The organism is Streptomyces sp. NBC_01808, from assembly GCF_035917395.1.
GTDB lineage: Bacteria > Actinomycetota > Actinomycetes > Streptomycetales > Streptomycetaceae > Streptomyces.
The window spans coordinates 2,058,163-2,075,168 of sequence record NZ_CP109072.1 but is presented as its reverse complement, the minus strand read 5'-3'; the positions used below and the strand labels follow the sequence as shown (position 1 = coordinate 2,075,168).

At 73.5% G+C, this 17,006-nt stretch carries 17 protein-coding genes; 8 read left to right on the top strand and 9 right to left on the bottom strand.

Features of this window, described 5'->3' with window-relative positions; genetic code table 11:
- Window positions 1–46: 46 nt before the first annotated feature.
- Both OG946_RS08795 and OG946_RS08790 read left to right on the top strand, forming a co-directional pair.
- Window positions 47–253 (top strand): hypothetical protein, encoded by a 207-nt coding sequence (locus tag OG946_RS08795; RefSeq protein ID WP_326795567.1) that lies wholly within the window; start codon window positions 47–49, stop codon window positions 251–253.
- Window positions 254–391: 138 nt separating this feature from the next.
- Window positions 392–1,120 (top strand): DUF2382 domain-containing protein, encoded by a 729-nt coding sequence (locus OG946_RS08790; protein ID WP_326795566.1) that lies wholly within the window; start codon window positions 392–394, stop codon window positions 1,118–1,120.
- A 117-nt stretch (window positions 1,121–1,237) separates the two neighbouring features.
- Here OG946_RS08790 and ku read toward each other — a convergent pair whose 3' ends face one another.
- A complete protein-coding gene (gene ku / locus OG946_RS08785) occupies window positions 1,238–2,188 on the bottom strand; it encodes a non-homologous end joining protein Ku (protein WP_326795565.1) in 951 nt (316 codons plus the stop codon).
- Window positions 2,189–2,219: 31 nt separating this feature from the next.
- On the opposite strand from ku, the gene ligD (OG946_RS08780) reads away from it, so the two are divergent.
- The gene (gene ligD / locus OG946_RS08780; protein ID WP_326795564.1) at window positions 2,220–3,143 is read left to right on the top strand and encodes a non-homologous end-joining DNA ligase; all 924 of its coding nucleotides are present in this window, start codon (window positions 2,220–2,222) and stop codon (window positions 3,141–3,143) included.
- Between the two features lie 63 nt (window positions 3,144–3,206).
- On the top strand, window positions 3,207–3,410 hold the full coding sequence (locus tag OG946_RS08775; protein ID WP_326795563.1) for a hypothetical protein: 204 nt from the start codon (window positions 3,207–3,209) through the stop codon (window positions 3,408–3,410).
- Between the two features lie 208 nt (window positions 3,411–3,618).
- Here the strand turns inward: OG946_RS08775 and ligD (OG946_RS08770) are convergent, their stop codons facing one another.
- From ligD (OG946_RS08770) to OG946_RS08760, 3 genes are all read right to left on the bottom strand, one after another.
- Window positions 3,619–4,623: a non-homologous end-joining DNA ligase gene (gene ligD / locus OG946_RS08770; protein ID WP_326795562.1), complete on the bottom strand. Its 1,005-nt coding sequence runs from the start codon at window positions 4,621–4,623 to the stop codon at window positions 3,619–3,621.
- 27 nt (window positions 4,624–4,650) lie between these two features.
- Complete coding sequence (locus OG946_RS08765; RefSeq protein ID WP_101424839.1) at window positions 4,651–5,007, bottom strand: group I truncated hemoglobin; 357 nt, start codon at window positions 5,005–5,007, stop codon at window positions 4,651–4,653.
- Between the two features lie 100 nt (window positions 5,008–5,107).
- Window positions 5,108–6,088, bottom strand: coding sequence for a DUF4429 domain-containing protein (locus OG946_RS08760; protein ID WP_326795561.1), 981 nt, complete (start codon window positions 6,086–6,088; stop codon window positions 5,108–5,110).
- 130 nt (window positions 6,089–6,218) lie between these two features.
- On the opposite strand from OG946_RS08760, the gene OG946_RS08755 reads away from it, so the two are divergent.
- A complete protein-coding gene (locus tag OG946_RS08755) occupies window positions 6,219–7,841 on the top strand; it encodes an alkaline phosphatase D family protein (protein ID WP_326795560.1) in 1,623 nt (540 codons plus the stop codon).
- Here the strand turns inward: OG946_RS08755 and OG946_RS08750 are convergent.
- From OG946_RS08750 to OG946_RS08740, 3 genes are read right to left on the bottom strand one after another with little or no spacing between them, the layout of a single operon-like run.
- Window positions 7,762–9,300: a hypothetical protein gene (locus OG946_RS08750; RefSeq protein ID WP_326795559.1), complete on the bottom strand. Its 1,539-nt coding sequence runs from the start codon at window positions 9,298–9,300 to the stop codon at window positions 7,762–7,764. The two genes, OG946_RS08755 and OG946_RS08750, sit on opposite strands and share 80 nt — an antisense overlap.
- Window positions 9,301–11,001, bottom strand: coding sequence for a lipopolysaccharide biosynthesis protein (locus OG946_RS08745; RefSeq protein ID WP_326795558.1), 1,701 nt, complete (start codon window positions 10,999–11,001; stop codon window positions 9,301–9,303).
- A 14-nt stretch (window positions 11,002–11,015) separates the two neighbouring features.
- The gene (locus OG946_RS08740; protein WP_326795557.1) at window positions 11,016–12,356 is read right to left on the bottom strand and encodes a glycosyltransferase family 4 protein; all 1,341 of its coding nucleotides are present in this window, start codon (window positions 12,354–12,356) and stop codon (window positions 11,016–11,018) included.
- A gap of 121 nt (window positions 12,357–12,477) precedes the next feature.
- Between OG946_RS08740 and OG946_RS08735 the strand changes: the two genes are divergently transcribed.
- Window positions 12,478–12,963 (top strand): adenylyltransferase/cytidyltransferase family protein, encoded by a 486-nt coding sequence (locus OG946_RS08735; protein WP_326795556.1) that lies wholly within the window; start codon window positions 12,478–12,480, stop codon window positions 12,961–12,963.
- On the opposite strand, the gene OG946_RS08730 is transcribed toward OG946_RS08735, so the two are convergent.
- Window positions 12,923–13,648: a CDP-alcohol phosphatidyltransferase family protein gene (locus OG946_RS08730; protein WP_326795555.1), complete on the bottom strand. Its 726-nt coding sequence runs from the start codon at window positions 13,646–13,648 to the stop codon at window positions 12,923–12,925. The genes OG946_RS08735 and OG946_RS08730 overlap by 41 nt on opposite strands.
- 179 nt (window positions 13,649–13,827) lie before the next feature.
- On the opposite strand from OG946_RS08730, the gene OG946_RS08725 reads away from it, so the two are divergent.
- Window positions 13,828–14,814 (top strand): hypothetical protein, encoded by a 987-nt coding sequence (locus OG946_RS08725; protein WP_326795554.1) that lies wholly within the window; start codon window positions 13,828–13,830, stop codon window positions 14,812–14,814.
- 119 nt (window positions 14,815–14,933) lie between these two features.
- On the opposite strand, the gene OG946_RS08720 is transcribed toward OG946_RS08725, so the two are convergent.
- The gene (locus OG946_RS08720; RefSeq protein ID WP_326795553.1) at window positions 14,934–15,677 is read right to left on the bottom strand and encodes a bifunctional DNA primase/polymerase; all 744 of its coding nucleotides are present in this window, start codon (window positions 15,675–15,677) and stop codon (window positions 14,934–14,936) included.
- A gap of 504 nt (window positions 15,678–16,181) precedes the next feature.
- Between OG946_RS08720 and ddaH the strand changes: the two genes are divergently transcribed.
- Entirely contained in the window at window positions 16,182–16,997 is an 816-nt protein-coding gene (ddaH, locus tag OG946_RS08715; RefSeq protein WP_442814597.1) for a dimethylargininase, read from the top strand.
- Window positions 16,998–17,006 lie beyond the last annotated feature (9 nt).

Here is a 17,006-nt window from a genome sequence, read left to right as displayed (position 1 = left end):
TCCGGGGAAGCCGCGATCATCCCCTACCTCCGGCGGGAGGCGACCCGTGCATACCGACAAGCGTCCGACCAGTGGTTCCGGTCGTGAGAACGGCGGCCGGGATGAGGGGCAGCCGGCGCGCGATGCGTACGACGACGAGCGGGACGAGGCCATCGACGCCGATCCGCAACTCCGTGAGATCGGGCGGGCCCGGTTGCGGAAGCGCGCGGATCGGGCGTCCGGGGGCGAGAAGGGCGGTGGCGCGCGGCGTTGAGTCGCCCGCGAGCTGCTGATTACTCCCTCCGGTCGACACCTGAACGGCGGAGGCGTTACATGGGTGGTATGCCGGTTTCGTCGAGATTGAGTCGGCGGACCGCTTCTATCCCTGCACGCACCACCAGCGGGAGGAACTGTGCAGACCGACAGGAACACAGCCAGTGGCGGCAGCGGCAAGGCCGCGGAAGCCGCGGGGGTAGGGCGCGAGACCGACGCCGCCGCTGCGGCGGGCGGCGGCGGCCAGGGTGAGCAGAGCCAGCGCGGACAGCAGCCCGAGAGCGCGCGGCGTGGCGGCGCGGCGGAGGACCAGCGCGTCGTCGCGTACCGCGAGCGGCTCCAGGTCGAGCCCGTCGACCGGCGGCAGCCCATGGGCGAGGCCGAGGTCACGATCCGGGTGCGGGAGACCCCGCAGCGGTTCGAGGTCACGCGCGGCCACGACGAGTGCGTCGTACGGCGCAGCGACGTCGACGGCAAGGAAGGCAATCTGATCGCCGGCGACCACCACGAGTTCGTGGAGCGCAGCGTGAAGGTCCCGCTCTACGGCGAAGACGCCGAGGTCGTCGTCCACAAGGTGTCCGAGCCCTACGCCGTCGCCGACATCGGCACCCGGCGGATCGAGGACACCCAGACGTTCGAGACCGTCCTCAAGACCGAGGAGATCGTCGAGAACGTGCCGGCCGGCTCGGACTCGTCGATGAGCGTCCGTGAGGTGCAGGAAGGCTACGACCTGCGCGGAGGCGCCCGCCGTCAGCAGCAGGAGGAGAGCAGCGGCAAGTCCGGTCACGCCGCCGCGCCCGAGACCGCCGACACCCCCGGCGCCGCCGAGGACATCGGGGAGGGCAAGGGGCGCGGTCGCTGGTTCTGACCACGACCGCGTTCGCGTCATGCCTCCGGTGCGGGGGTCCGCCTACGTGCGGGCCCCCGCGCTTCTGCTCCCCGGAGGCCGCGGCGGGCTCCGGTCGTCCCGGTGCCCACGCCTCCCTCAGGCTGCCTTGCGCGGCTTCTTCGTCGTCTTCTTGCCCGTCTTCTTCGCCGCCGTCTTCTTCCCCGCCGTCCCGGTCTTCTTCGCCGCCGTCTTCTTCGTCCCCGTCGTCTTCTTCGCGGCCGTCTTCTTCGCCGCGGCCTTCTTCCGCGGCGCCGCCGTCCCCCCGCGCTTGTCCTTCGCCGCCTGGACGCTCGCCTCCAGCGCCGACATCAGGTCGATCACCTGCCCCCGCTCCTCGCCGGCCGCCGCCTCCTTCGGCAGCGGCGCGATCCCCTCCTTGCTCGCCACCAGCGCCTCGACCGCCTCGCGGTACTCGTCCGTGAACTCCTCCGGCTCGTAGCCGCCCAGCGCGTCCATCAGCGAGTCGACCATGTCCAGCTCCTGCCGGCGCACGGTCACCTTCTCGTCCGGCGCCACCGCCTGCGCCGAGCGCACCTCGTCGGGCCAGAGCATCGTGTGCAGGACGAGTACGTCCTCCTCCTCCAGCACCCGTACGAGAGCGGGCGCCTCCCGGTTGCGGAGCGCCACCTTGACCACCGCCACCCGCCCCGAGCGCTTCAGCGCCTCGCGGAGCAGGACGTAGGGCTTGGCGGCCGCGGCGTCGGCGGCCTTGACGTAGTACGCGCGGGAGAATTGGATCGGGTCGAAGAAGCCGACCTCCTCGAAGCCCACCACGTCGATGATCTTCTTGCTGGGCAGCGGCAGCTCGGCGAGGTCCTCGGGGGTGAGCACGACGAGTTCGCCGTCCTCCGTCTCGTACGCCCTGGTGATCTCCGCGTACTGCACCTCGCGGTCCTCCAGCTCGCAGAACCGCCGGTAGCGGATCCGGCCGCCGTCCGCCGCGTGCACCTGCCGGAAGGACACGCCGCGCTCCTCGGTGGCGGAGTAGAGCTGGACCGGAATGCTCACCAACCCGAAGGAGATCGCACCCTTCCATATAGATTTCATCCATATGTCCTCTCTCCCGGAGGTTCAGCATATGCCGGTCACCGAGGTCGAAGGACGCCGCCTGAAGCTGAGCAACCTCGACAAGGTGCTGTGGCCCGAGTACGGCTTCACCAAGGGCGAGGCGCTGCACTACTACGCCCAAGTCGCCGACGTCCTCCTGCCGCACGTGCGCGACCGGGCCGCCTCCTTCCTGCGCTTCCCGGACGGCGTGGACGGGCAGCGGTTCTTCGCCAAGAACGCCCCCGCGGGCACGCCTGAATGGGTGAGCGTCGCGGACGTGGAGCTGTCCCGGAGCACCGTGCACCACGTGCTGGTCCAGGACCTGCCGACGCTGGTCTGGGCGGCGAACCTCGCCGCGCTGGAGCTGCACGTGCCGCAGTGGAAGGCGGTGGATCCCGGCGCGGCGCCGGCGGGGCCGGTCAGGGCGGACGAACGGCTCGCCGACCGGATCGTCTTCGACCTCGACCCGGGCGCGCCCGCCACCGTCGTCGAGTGCTGCCGCGCCGCGCTGCTCGTGCGCGAGGCCCTGCGCGCCGACGGGCTCGACGCCTGGCCGAAGACCTCCGGCTCCAAGGGCCTGCACCTGTACGTGCCCCTCGCCCCCGCCTCCGCCGAGGCCACCAGCGCGTACGCGAAGTCCCTGGCCCGGCGGCTGGAGGAGGAGCATCCGGAGCTGATCCTGCACCGGATGGCCCGGAAGCTGCGCCCGCGGAAGGTCTTCGTCGACTGGAGCCAGAACTCGCGGGCCAAGACCACCGTCGCCCCGTACGTGTTGCGTGCCAAGGTCAGGCCGACCGTGTCCACCCCGCTGACCTGGGACGAGGTCGAGGCGTGCACGGATCCCGACGAGCTGGTCTTCCTCCCCGGTGACGTGACGGAGCGCATCGCCACGCACGGTGACCTGCTGGCGCCGCTGCTCGACGATCACTTCGACCTGCCGGATATGACTGATTAGTCCATTCGTGGGACAGTGGAGATTGACCGACACGTTCGACAGGGCCACGAGGAGGCGTCGGTCATGGCCAAGCACCACAAGCACGACTCCACCAGACACCGGCAGGGTGGGAACGCCGCGTTCCAGGAGGCGATGAACGCCCGGAACGAGCGCGCCAAGGAAGCCGGGCGGCAGTCCTCGGTGACGGCGCACAATGAGGCCAAGTCGCAGAGGAGCTGGATGACTCCGCAGGTCGAGCGGCGCGGTGCGCGCCGGAACCGCGGATAGCGAACGATCCCTGCCGCCGGCCACGGGCGCGTTCCGCACGGCCGTCCCCTCGGCGGTGCAGCAGCCCCGGCCGCGTGCCCGGCGTGCTCGGGGCGCCGGGCACGCGGCGGGCCGGCGGGGAAGGGGTCTGCTCGGGGGCTCGGGGGCGTTCGGCTGCCGTCCGGTCCGTACGCGTGCCCGCGGCCGCCCCTCGCGTACGGGCGCCTCGCTACGCCTCCGGCCGCCGCGCCTCCTCCGGGCCCTTGTCCGGCCGCAGCCCCCGCCACACCGGGTGCCGCAGCACGCCCGTCGCCGTCCACTCCCCGTACGCGACCTCCCCCACCAGCTCCGGCTCCACCCAGTGCACCGCGCCGCCCGCCCGCACGTGCCGGTCCGCGACCGGGCCGGCGAAGGGGCTCGTGTCCCGGGCCAGCCCCGCCAGCCGCTCCCGCAGCACCTCCAGCGCGTGCCGGGAGAAGCCGCTGCCCACCGTGCCCGCGTAGGCCAGCCCGCCGTCCTGCGTCCACACGCCCATCAGCAGCCCGCCGACCGCGGCCGACCTGCTGCCCGCGCCCTCCGTCCAGCCGCCGACGACGACCTCCTGGGTGCGGACGTTCTTGATCTTCAGCCAGAGGTCGCTGCGCCGCCCCGGCAGATACGGCGACGCCAGCCGCTTCGCGAGCAGCCCCTCCAGCCCGTACCGCATGGTCATCTCCCACGCCTCGGCGCCGTGGCCCTCCCAGTGCGGGGGCGTGCGCCAGCGCGGTCCTTCGAGGTGCAGGTCCGTGAGCAGCGCGCGGCGTTCGCGGTACGGGAGGCGCACGGTGGACTCGCCGTCGAGGTACGGCACGTCGAACACCATGTAGTCGACCGGCACCTCGGTGGCGAGGCGGGCGATCACGGCGCCGCGGGTGAGGTTCATGCGGCGCTGGAGCGCGCCGAAGGAGGGGCGGCCGTCGGCGCCCAGCGCGACGATCTCGCCGTCGAGCACGCAGGCGTGCCCGGCGGTGGCGAGGGCCTCGCCGAGCGGGGCCAGTTCGGGGTAGCGGACGGTGACGTCGTTGTCGTTGCGGGTAAGCAGCGTCAGCGAGCCGTCGCCCGGGGCGTACGCGACGGCGCGGATGCCGTCCCACTTCAGCTCGTACGCCCACGAGGGGTCCGCGGCGGCCGTCGGCAGGCTGCCGGAGACCGCCAGCATGGGCGGGACGTGCGGCAGCCCGCCGAGGTCGGTCATGCGGGCAGAGTAAGTTCCGGGCCTGCGCTACGCCTCCTGAGCGATGTCGGCGCGCAGCGGCTCCAGGGTGGCGCCGATGGTCTTCACGGTCTCGTCCGGAACGCCGAGGCCGACGAGCGTGGCCGTCAGATGGTCGACGACCCGCTCGAAGTGGGCCGGCGTGATGCCGAGCCCCTCGTGGGCCTTCCGCATGCCGCGGCCGTTGTAGCCGCCGGGGCCGCCGAGGGCGGCGCCGATGAACGCGCGCTGGTGGCGCTTGAGGCGCTGGACGTCGATGCCGTCGAAGAACGGCTTCAGCTCCGGGTCGTCGAGCACTCGGTCGTAGAAGTTGTCCACGGCGGTCGAGACCGCCGTCTCCCCGCCGATCGAGTCGTAAATAGTCATGGGGCCCGATTATTGGGGCCTGTGGGGCTGGAGTGAAGAGCATAGAACGTTTAATTCCGGCCCAAGTTTCCGCCAACTGCGGACCGGGTGGCGCGCGTTGTCAGCCGTTACCGCCCATGCGCTGCAGGATTGCCCGCTTTGCGGCCGCGAACTCCTCGTCCGTCAGCACCCCGGCGGCGTGCAACTCGCCCAGCTCGCGCAGCCGGCGCAGCACCGCGTCGTGGTCGTCGCCCGGAACCGTGTCCTCCGGCGCCTCCGCGTCCGCCGCGGCGGGCTCCTTGCGGAAATCCGGCGGCACCGCGTCCGCCGGCTCCGGCCCGGCCGCGGGCAGCGCCGCGGGCGGCTGCCCGGGCCCGTCGCCCCCGGCGTCCGCCGGTGCGTGGGGGTGCGGCAGCCGTACGGTCACCGCCGCCGCCAGCAGCACCGCCGCCCCCGTCTCCTTCTTCGTGCCCCACAGCGCCAGCGTGTGCGGGTCCTTGTCCGGGTCGAGGAAGACCGCGTTCCCCTGCGGCCGGAACCGCAGCCCGCCCGACTCCAGGCCCGCGCCGCCCGCCCACTCCACGCCCGCCAGGTCGGCGAGCGGGAACGTCCGGTTCCCCACCCGCTTTTTCACGTCGTCGACCAGCCAGTTCCACTCCAGCCGGACCTGCTCGCCGTCGAACGTCGCGGTGCCGTCCATGCCGCCCGCGGTCAGCGGCACGGCCGGGCCGGGCAGCAGATAGCGGTCGACGGGCCCGTCCGGCACCTGGTCCAACAACAGTGCCCTGCGCACCTCTTCTGCGAAGTACTCCGCCACCCCGCCGCGGTCGCGCTCCGGCCGCAGCAGGTACGGGCTCGCCGCCTCCGGCAGCCGGCCGCCCGCGGCCCGGAGCAGCGGGCACGCGCCGTCGCGCAGCCGCAGCCGCAACATCCCGCCCCTGCGCCCCGGTTCGTACGCGATCCCCGCCACCGCCGGCAGCGGCACGGCGACCTCGCCGAGCAACTGCCGCAGCTTGTGCACCCCCCGATCGCGGCCGGGGACGATCCGTATGATCTCGCCGTCGAACTCCCAGCTACCGTCCTTCGCGATCACCTCGGCCATGCCGTGAGTCTATGGCGCGATCACATGAACGTCAGTTCGCCTGGAATCCGCTCTAGACGTCAACGCTCTGTCATCTGGCCGACGCACAGGGTATGGACAGCAGTTGCCTCCAGCAATTGCAATACCGCGCATGACGCCTCCCCACCCGCAAGACGCCCTGCGTGCTGCCGCGGCACACGTGAGCCGCCGCCGCTTCCTCACCGTCACCGGTGCCGCCGCCGCGCTCGCCTTCTCCGTGGGGCTGCCGCAGGCCCACGCGGACGAGCCGGCGGACCCGCGGACGGTACGCCAGGAGCCCTTCACCCTCGGCGTCGCCTCCGGCGACCCGGCCCCCGACGGCGTGGTGCTGTGGACCCGGCTCGCGCCCGCGGCGTTCGAGCCGGACGGCGGGATGCCGCCGGCCCCGTTCCTGGTCGACTGGGAGATCGCCCACGACGAGGGCTTCCGCCGGGTCGTCCGGCGCGGACGGGAGCCGGCCCACCCCGAGTTCCACCACACCGTGCACGTCGAGGTCGACGGGCTCGCGCCGGGGCGCCCGTACTACTACCGCTTCCGGCTCGGCCCCTGGATCAGCCCCGTCGGCCGTACGAGCACCGCGCCCCTGCAGCACGCGCGCAACTCGGCCATGCGCTTCGGCGTGGTCGCCTGCCAGAACTACCCCGGCGGCTACTACACCGCCTTCAAGCACCTCGCGAACGAGGACCTCGACGCCGTCTTCCACCTCGGCGACTGGATCTACGAGGGCGCCGTCTCCTCCACCGGCGGCAGCCGCGCCTACCCCGCCGGCACCCTCCCCGCCGTCTTCAACCACGAGACGGTCACGCTGGAGGACTACCGGCTGCGCTACGCGCTCTACCGCAGCGACGCCGACCTGCGCGCCGCCCAGGCCGCCCACCCCTGGATCCTCACCTGGGACGACCACGAGGTCGAGAACAACTACGCGGGCGCCGTCTCCCAGGACAACCTGCCGCCGGACGAGTTCCTGGTCCGCCGGGCCGCCGCCTACCGGGCGTACTGGGAGAACCAGCCGCTCCGCAGCCCGCAGCGCCCGCGCGGCGCCGACCTGCGGCTGTACCGGCGGCTGCACTACGGCACGCTGGCGCAGTTCGACGTCCTCGACGGCCGGCAGTACCGCAGCGACCAGGCGTACGGCGGCGCCTGGGCACGGCCGGGGGACGACGCGGACGACCCGGCGCGCACGATGCTCGGCGAGCGGCAGGAGCACTGGCTCGCGGACGGCTGGCGCGAGTCGCGCGCGCGATGGAACATCGTGCCGCAGCAGGTCGTGCTGGCCGAGCGGCGCAGCGAGCCGATCGAGGCGTACACCGTGAGCATGGACGCCTGGGACGGCTACACCGCCGCCCGCACCCGGTTCCTGGACGCGGCCGAGGCGGCGGGGGTGGAGAACCTCGTCGTCCTCACGGGCGACGTGCACGTGCACTACGCGATGGACGTCAAGCGCGACTACGCCGACCCGGACGCGCCCGCCGTCGCCAGCGAGATCGTCGCCACCTCCATCAGCAGCGGCGGCAACGGCGCCGAGCGGCCCGCGAGTTACGACCGGCTCACGCAGGCCAACCCGCACCTGCGGTTCTACGACGGCCGCCGCGGCTACGTGACCGTCGCGCTGGACCGCGAGCAGTGCCGCGCGGACTTCCGCGTCGTGCCGTACATCACCACCGAAGGCGCCCAGGTCGCGACCGCGGCTTCCTATGCGATCGAGGCCGGGCGGCCGGGACTGCACCGGGTGTGACGGTCCCGCCGGCGGGTGCGGGGCCGCCCGCGGGCGCGGCCCCGGCACCGCCGCCCGACCCGGCGGTGCCGCCCGGTCCGACCGGGCTTCCCGAACTGCCGGAACCGCCTGAACTGCCCGGGCGGCCCGGGCCGGTGGCGGCGAGCGAACGGCTGACGGCCGCGACCCTGAGCCACAGGGCCGCGGCCTTCAGCGCCGAACCGGCGCACAGGCCCCAGGCGGCCCCGAGCACGCCCCCGGCGGCGTAGCCGGTGAGCATGCAGCCGACCGAGAGCAGGGAGAAGACGACCTGGATCGGCAGCGTGCTCTCCGGGCGCAGCACGCGCAGCGTGAGCAGCGCGCTGGTGCCCAGCGCTATGCCGGCGTACTGGCTGCCGGTGGCGGGCAGCAGCGAGGACGTAGACGCCCAGGTGTCGCCGAGGAGTTCGCGTCCCGCGGAGTCGGGCAGCAGGACGAGCACCGTCGTCCAGGCGGCGGCGGTGCCGGCGAGGAGGACGGCGAGGGCGGTGGCGGAGCGGAGCTTGCTGCGCAGGTTCGGGATCCGGTTCATCACCGGCGGGCCGAAGGAAGTCGCCGAGTTGTAGAGGACGTTCATCGGCCCGTACAGCGTCGTCGCGCCGCGCAGCGCGCCGACCGCGAGCTGGCTGGCCACGAGCCCGAGGCCGATGACCGACAACTGGGTCGCGCCGTTGCCCACCGCGAACTCCACCACGAACCGGCGGCCCAGGTGCCCCCGGCGCAGATAGCGCCGCCAGTCGCCGCGGGCGCCGCGGAGCCGGTACGCGGCCAGCGCCAGGCAGAGCAGCAGCGCGGGCAGCGCGGACGCGCCCCACACGGCGATGAGCCGGGCCGGGGAGGAGCCGTCCGGCTGCAGCACGAGCGCCGGGACGGCGACGACGAGCCGCAGCAGGTCGGCGAGGAGCGCGAGGTGCGGCAGCCGGAGCGCGGCGAAGCAGTAGCGCAGCACGTCGTGCAGCAGCACGACGGGCAGCACCACGCCGAGCATGGCAAGACCGTGCGCCAACTCGCCGGGCACCAGCGCGAGCAGCAGCGCCGCCAAGCCGCCGACCGCGGTGGTCGACAGCGCCGAGAACGTCACCGCGGAACGGCACGCGGACGCCACGCCGGTGGGCGGCGGGCGCGGCGCGTCGGGGTCGGGCTCCGCCCAGGACGGGATGACCGGCCCGTCCGGGGTGGCGTCGGCCCCGTCGGGCCCCACACCGGAACCGCCCGCGCCCGCCTTGCCGTTCTTGCCGCCCTCGCGCTCCAGCACCAGCGCCTGGCCCACGAAGCTGCTCTGCACGCCCAGCACGAGGGTGAACGTCATGTAGACGAGGGAGAAGACCGCGAAACCCGCCGCCGACGACTCCCGCGCCGCGACCACCAGCACCGCGATGTTCGTCAGCGCCGCCACGCCCTGGTCGGCGACGGAGGAGGCGATCGCCCAGCGGGCGCGCATCTACCGCCGCGAGGAGCGCACGGCCCGGCTGTCGGCCGGGTAGTCCGCCCCCGTGGCCTCGGCCGGCGGCGCCGGCACCCCCGTGCCCGCACCGGCCTCGCCGCCGCGCCCGTCGCCCCGGCCCGCGCCTCTGCCGGACCGGCCGCGCCCGCCCGCGTCGGGCTCGCCGCTGCCGTGCGAGTGCAGCACCGCGCCGAGCACCGTGCCGCCCGCGCCCGATATCAGCTCGCGGATACGGGCCAGGTCCTCGCGGTGCACCTGCCGCGGGTCGCAGACGACGAGCACGCCGTCGACCCGGTCGGCGAGCGCCAGCGCGTCCGCGTACGACAGCACGGCCGGCGCCAGCACCACCACGACGGAGCCCGGGGCGTCCGCCTCCGAGATCAACTGCGTGGCCGGGGCGGACGTCAGGGCCCGCGCGGCGTTGCGCACCCGGGTGCCGGGGATGAGGTCGAAGGCGCCGGACTCGCCCGCGTCGATCGGTATCTGCAGGCCCGTCGGCCAGCCGCCGTCTCCGCGCGCCGGCGTACGGGCCCAGCCGGGCCGCACCCCGTCGGCGGCGCTGAGCCGCGCCGACAGGCTCGGCGTGCGCAGGTCAGCCTCGACGAGCAGCACCTCGTGCCCCATCTCCACGAACGACGCGGCCAGGTTGACCGAGACCGCGGCGGGGATGTCTATGCTGCCCCGCGGCGCGACCACCAGCAGCCGCCGCCGGTCGGCGAAGCGCTGGTCGTACGCCAGCCGGAAGGCCATCGAGCGGTACTCCTCGGCGACCCGGCCGGTGGCCAGCAGCCCGCCGGGTCTGCGGGTGCGCGGCAGGGTGCCCAGCACCGGGGCGTGCAGCGCCCGTACGACATCGCTCTCCGAGCGCGCCGTGGGGTCGAAGACCAGCCGCACCCAGGCGACGAGCAGCCCGAGGCCCACGCCGAACGCGGCGCCGAGGCCCAGCAGCATGAAGATCCCCGGCCCCGCCGGCTCGGCGGGCGGCGTGGCGTCCCGCACGACGTGCCCCGGGGTGGTGTCCAGGGCCTGGAGCTTGGCGCGGTCGGCGGTGATCTGGCCGATGCTCTGGCTGAGCGAGGAGCGCGCGGACAGCGCCGACTCCAGCGCGCGGCCCTCGCCGAGCGACTCGATCTCGCTGTCGAGCGCGTCCCGCTCCGAGATCAGCGGTTTCACCTGGTCGTCGTAGGCCTCGACCATGTTGTCGATCGTCCGCTTGCTCTTGTCCTCGCGGTACGCGAGGTAGGCGGCGGCGAAGGCGTTGGAGCGCTCGGCGGCGGTCTCGGGGTCGTCGGCGCTGTAGTCGAAGCGGAGCACCAGCGTGTTCGGCGGGTTGGTGACCTGGAGGCCGTGCTGGAGCTTCTCGCCGTCCTCGGGGTGGCCCACCTCGTCGGCGACGATCTTGGCCACCGCGTTGCTCGCGGCGGTCTGCCGCTCCGTGCCGATGTTCTCCTTGATGGCCGTCGCGTCGCTGCCGGAGGAGAAGGGGTCGAGGCTGACCTGGCGGAGCGTGACCTCGCTGGACGCGATGTACTCGTCGCCGGAGGCGAGGGCGATCCACCCGCCGCCGAGCAGCCCGAGGACGACGCCCAGGACGATCATCCCGCGGTAGCGCAGCAGTTGCCGGAACTGGTCGCGCAGCAGGTCAGGCTCGTCCTGCGGCTGCGTGGCGTGGCTCTCGCCCGGAACGTGCTGTGACATGGTCTCGGCCCCCCTCAACCGGTCTTGTCAGTATGCGTGACGGACCCCCCGGCCGGGTCCCCGGCCGCCTTCCGCCTGTGGATAACCCGCCGGTTGTGGACAACCGGCCCCCCGGTCCCGTCCGCCGCCCCGGCGCCAGCCCCCTCCAGAGCCTCGTCCAGCAGCGCCGTGATCCGGCCCAGACCCGCCTCGCTGCTCAGGTGCTCCCGTACGTACACCGGCCCCTCGGCCCCCAGCGCGTCGGCAGCCTCCGGGTCCCCGGCCAGCCTGCGCACCGCCTCCAGCAGTGCCGCCGGGTCCTCAGGCGGCACCACGACCCCCGCGCCCGCGCGCCGCATCTCCTCCGCCGTGCCCCCGCCGTCGGCGACCGAGGCGACCACGGGCCGTCCGGCGGCGAAGTACGAGGTGAGCTTCGACGGCACGCTCATGTCCAGCACCGACGAGCGCTGCGTGACCGCCAGCACGTCCGCCGCAGCCAGCACGTCGGTGAACTCCGCGGAGTCCGCGGGCGGCAGGAAGTCCAGGTTCGGCAGCCCCGCGCCCAGCGCGGCCAGGTGCGCGCGCTGGTTTCCGTCGCCCATCAGCACGACCCGCAGCGAAGGGTCCGTACGGGCCGCCTCGACGAGCACCTCCAGGCCCTGCTTCAGCCCCATGTTCCCGGAGTGCAGCAGCACCGTCTGGCCCTCGCGCCACCCGAGCAGGGCGCGCATCTCGGCGCGCGGCCGGGTGGGTCCCGTCACGTGGGACCAGTTGGGGACGACCCGTATCAGCTTCTCGTCGACGCCCATCGCGGCCACCCGCGGGACGAACGTCTCGTGGATCACCCCGACCAGCGACGCCCGCCGCAGCACCCGGGACTCCACCGCGCGCGCCGCCGCGGCCGCGCGGCCCCCGCCGCGGATGCCGCTCTGCGCCGCCGCGGCGCCCATCAGGTCCTGCACGACGGGTATGTACGGCACCCCGTGACGGCGGGCGAGGCGGGCGCCGAGCGCGCCCCCGGCCAGGCTCGGCAACTGCGCGACGACCGCGTCGGGGGCGGGCATGCGGGGCGGCGCGACGATGCCGTGGGCGAGGATCGACGCCTCGTAGAGCGCGCGCCGTACGGCGGTCTGCCGCGCGGGTACGGAGTGGCGGCGGCGGTGCAGGCGGACGCCGGCCCGCTCCTCCTCCTTGCGCCAGACCCCGCGGTAGTCCTCGGCGACGCGCCAGTTCGGATAGTGCGGCATGCCGGCCAGCACATGCACCTCGGCGTGACCGGTCTCGACCCAGTGCTCCGCGATCTGTGTCGCGTATGGCCCGATTCCTGCCTGTTCCGGCGCATAGTTGGTCGAAACCAGCAGTACCCGCCTCACCATGCCACCCCTCGTTTGCCTTCCCGAAGCCCGGGTGCACCTTATCCGCACCTGCCCGTTATGGTTGACACTCCTGGCGCGCTGGGGGTTGCGCACATATCAGGGGGAATACTTGGGGGGTGCCGTGGCGCACACGGTCGGCTATGCACCTGGGGTCTACGACCTCTTTCACGTCGGACACCTGAACATCCTCAGGCACGCCCGCAGCCGCTGCGACTATCTCGTCGCGGGCGTGGTCTCCGACGAGATGGCGCAGTTGGCGAAGGGCCGGGCCCCCGTCGTGCCGCTGGTCGAGCGGCTGGAGATCGTACGCAGTATCCGGCACGTGGACGCCGCGTTCGTCGAGACCGTGCCCGACAAGCTGGAGACCTGGCAGCAGGTGCGGTTCGACGTGATCTTCAAGGGCGACGACTGGCGGGGCACGCCCAAGGGGGACAAGCTGGAGGCCGACTTCAGGACGGTGGGCGTGGAAGTGGTCTATTTCCCGTACACGGTGCACACGTCGAGCACCCAACTGCGCCGCGCGCTCGACGCGCTCTCGGACCGCGGCCCGCGCGGCGAGGCGCCCGTCAGCTCGTCGCAGACAGCTCCCGGAACCATTTCGCCATGAACGCGATCAGGAACAGCGCCGCCGCCACGGCCAGCGCCGTATAGCCGGCGAGAAAGGCGCTCTCGCTGCCCAGCAGCAGGAACACCACGCAGAAAACGCCGTAGTCCACCGGCAGCAGCGCCACCGCGCGCAGCCGGGAGGGCGGCGGGGCGGGCGCGGAGGCGGCGCCCGGGGCGGGCTTCGGCTTGAGCTTGTCGGCCAGCAGCCCGCCGCAGAAGATGAGCACGGCCGCGAGCTGGAAGCCGAGCGGCAGCAGCAGCCAGGCGTCCGACGAGAGGTCGAAGAAGCGGTAGAACGAGACGAGGACTGCGGCGTGCACGGCGGTGACCTTCGCGCAGTCGACGACGTGGTCGAGCCACTCGCCGGCCGCGCTCGACTCCCGGCGCAGCCGCGCAAGCTGGCCGTCGGCCGAGTCGAGGGCGAAGCCGACGACGAGCAGCGCGTACACCGCGACCGCCAGGCCCCAGCCGGGGCGCACCAGCGCGACGGCGGCGATCCCGCCGCCGGTGAACGCCGCGCTGAGCAGCGTCACATGGTTCGGCCGCAGTCCGAGGACGTACGCGCCCGCCGCGAACACCCGCCCCAGCGGCCGGTTGACGTGGCGCGAGTAGAGCGAGACGCCCTTCGCCGTTTTCTGAGCTTTGCGCAACTCGCTCAGTGCTGCCCCGAATGTCATGCGCAGCATGATGATCGCTCGGACCCGTCCCAGGGAAGGGTTTTGGCCCTGCGGAGGCGAATGAGAGCCGAATCACTGCCCGCCGGGACGCCCGCCCCGGCAGATCCGGTCCCGATCCGATGACCGGCCGCGGAACCGGTAAGGTGACGCCGTTCCCAGGCCCCGCGCAGGAGTCGGAGAAAAAGATCATGCCGATACGCCGCTTCCGGGTGGCCGTCGCCGCGGTGCCGTTGCTGGCCGCACTGCTGACGCTCACGGGCTGCGTCACGGTCCACGGCGAGGAGGTGCTCCAGCCCGCCGTGACCCAGGACGAGGCGGGCCGCGTCCTCGACCGGTTCGGGAAGCTGAACAACAAGGCCAACGAGGACTACGACCTCGAGGTCAACTCCCGTATCGAGGCCGGCGGGCTCCGCGAGATCGACCAGGCGGGCCTGACGGTGCGCAAGGCGGACTACCCGGAGGGCAACCCCGACTACGAGCCGCTGGAGTTCAGCGACACCCGGTATCTGATACCCCAGCAGCGCGGCTGGCCGCGGTGGTTCGTCGCGGACACCCTCACCAACCGCAACGAGCTGCGCTGGCTCCTGGTCTTCGTCAAGGAGGGGCCGGAGGCGCGCTGGCACGCGACCCACCTGTCGCTCCTGGACGAGACCGAGCAGGCCGAGATCGGCAAGTTCGCCGAGGACGAGGACGGCCACGTCCGCCGCGTGCCGCTGGGCGCCTCCGCCGGGCTGACCGTCGCGCCGGGGCAGTTGGGCAAGACGTACGCGGCGTATCTGAAGGACGGGGCGGGCGACGACTTCGCGCCGGGACAGCACACCTCAGAGCGCGTCGGCGCGCGCGATCAGTACCGGCGCACGCCGGAGTACGTCACGCAGTACGTCGACGAGCCCACCCCCGAGTACCCGCCGGTCGCGCTGCGGCTGGCCGACGGCGGTGCGCTGGTGCTGTTCAGCACCCGGCACTTCGTCAAGCAGACGGTGGCCGAGGGCCGCGAGGTCGAGGTGCCGGCGGCAGCCGAGCCGCTGATGAAGGGGCAGGGGACGCCGAAGAAGACGCTGACGATGGAGCGGGTCTCGCAGCAGGCGGCGGTGGTGCCGCCGCGCGAGGACAAGGGCGACCGAATCGTTTTCTACAACCGCCTGGAAGGGCTCGTGGGCGCCGCGGGGAACTGAGCCGGGAGGAGCCGCGGGGCGGAATGCCGCGTACGGGCCGTCAGGCCGGCGTACGAGTCGTCAGCCCGGTGCGTGGGTGCTCGGCCCGGCGAGGCTGCTGCCGGCCGGTGCCCATGCCCTCAGCTCAGCGGCCAGGCCGCCTCGCGCTCCCGCTCCGCGCCCGCGTACGCCGCGCACGCATCCGTCAGCGCTTCCAGCAGCGTCAGCGGGTCCGGCAGCGGATGCTCGGGACCGCGCAGCCACGTCACGCCTTCGTCCCCCGGCAGCCGCGCCGGCGGCACCAGCACGTAGCTGCCGCGGCAGTGCCAGCGCAGCCCCGGGTGCTCGTCCATGGTCTCCGGGCGGCAGTCCAGCTCGCAGGGCCACCACTCGTCCTCGTCCTCCGGCGTCCCGCGGGTGGAGGTGAAGAACAACATCCGCCCAGGACCCGGCGGCTCCGGGCTGACCGCCACCGGGCCGACCGCGACGCCCTCCCCCTCCAGCCGCGCCAGCGCGCGCGTGCCCGCCTCCTGCGGCACGTCGAGCACGTCGTGGCTGCGGCCCGTGGCCGTGATGAAGTTGGCCTCAGGCTGGGCGGCGAGCCACCGCTCGACGCGCTGTGCGTCGGCGCTGGCCTGCGTCTGCCAGGCGAAGGAGACGGGATGGCGGCCGGGGGAGGGACAGCCGATGCGGTCGCAGGAGCAGCCGTAGCCCTCCGGGTACGCGGCGGGCGCCAGCGGCAGGCCCGCGTCGGCGGCGGCGAGCAGCAGTTCCCTGCGCTCCGCGGCGACCGCCTGCAGGCGCTCCGCCGCAGCGGCACTGCCGCGCGTCCGGCCGCGGCGGGTGCCGGGAAGCCACTGCGGAAGCCTGCGTACCCGTGCCATACGTCCCCTCACCTCGGCCCGTCGTCCCTAGGGACCCGCTCCTCATGCTGCCACCGCAGCGGGTGCCCGTAGGCCGATACTGTGCCACGGTATGCCATCCGGTCCGCCGGCCGCCCTCAGGTACCGAGGGCCCCGATGCCGCCCCGGCGGCCCGTCACGGCCCGGCCCGTACCCCGGACCTGCGCGGATGCGGCCGATCCCGGCTACGGGGCCGCCGCCCGCCCGGTGCCGTATGCGATGAAAACGTGACCACCGGGCACCTGTGCGTATCGCGCTAAATGCGCCTTTGGCGGGCTGGGGGTGCCGCCCACGTGTGAAGCGCTGTGGGGGAGCCTCGTCCGTGCCTCCGTGCCTCCGCGCCTCCGCACCCCGCGGCGCGACCCCGGCCACCCGTGCCGCACTACTGCGCGCGCGGCCGTTCACCAGGCACCATTCGGTTACGTGCGTCGGCGCGCGCGATCCGCGGGCCGGCGCTTGGACGTCAGCAGTGAGGAGCCCTCGTTGTTGCGCACAGCCTCGGCGCGCCGGTACCTGATGTGCCCACCGGCACACTTCGCCGTCACGTACTCCATCAACCCGTGGATGGACCCCGCCAAACCCGTCGACCTCCAGCTCGCGCTCGCGCAGTGGGAGGACCTGGTCGCGCGTCAGCGCTCCCTCGGCCACACCGTCGAGCTGCTGGAGCCCGACCCCGCCCTGCCGGACATGGTCTTCGCCGCCAACGGCGCACTCGTCGTCGACGGCCGCGTGCTGGGCGCGCGCTTCGCGTACCCGCAGCGCAGCGGCGAGGCAGCCGCCCAGCGCCGCTGGTTCCGCGCGCACGGCTTCGCCGCGTACCACCTGCCGGAGCACGTCAACGAGGGCGAGGGCGACTTCGCCGTCACCCGCTCCTGGATCCTCGCCGGCCGCGGCTTCCGCAGCAGCCCGGAGTCGCACGCCGAGGCGCAGGAGTACCTGGGCCGCCCGGTCGTCGGCCTCGACCTGGTCGACCCGCGCTTCTACCACCTCGACACCGCGCTGTGCGTCCTGGACGACTCCACCGACACCGACGTCATGTACTACCCGGCCGCGTTCTCCCCGGGCAGCCGCGACGTCCTCGCCCGGCTCTTCCCCGACGCGGTGCTGGCGGGGGAGGAGGACGCGCTCGCGCTCGGCCTCAACGCCGTCAGCGACGGCCGCCACGTGCTGCTGCCGCAGGCGGCGGCGGGGCTGGTCGCGCCGCTGCGGGCGCGCGGCTTCGAGCCGATCCCGATGGATCTGACGGAGCTGCTCAAGGGCGGCGGCAGCGTGAAGTGCTGCACGCTGGAGCTGCGCGACTGACCCGGTGGG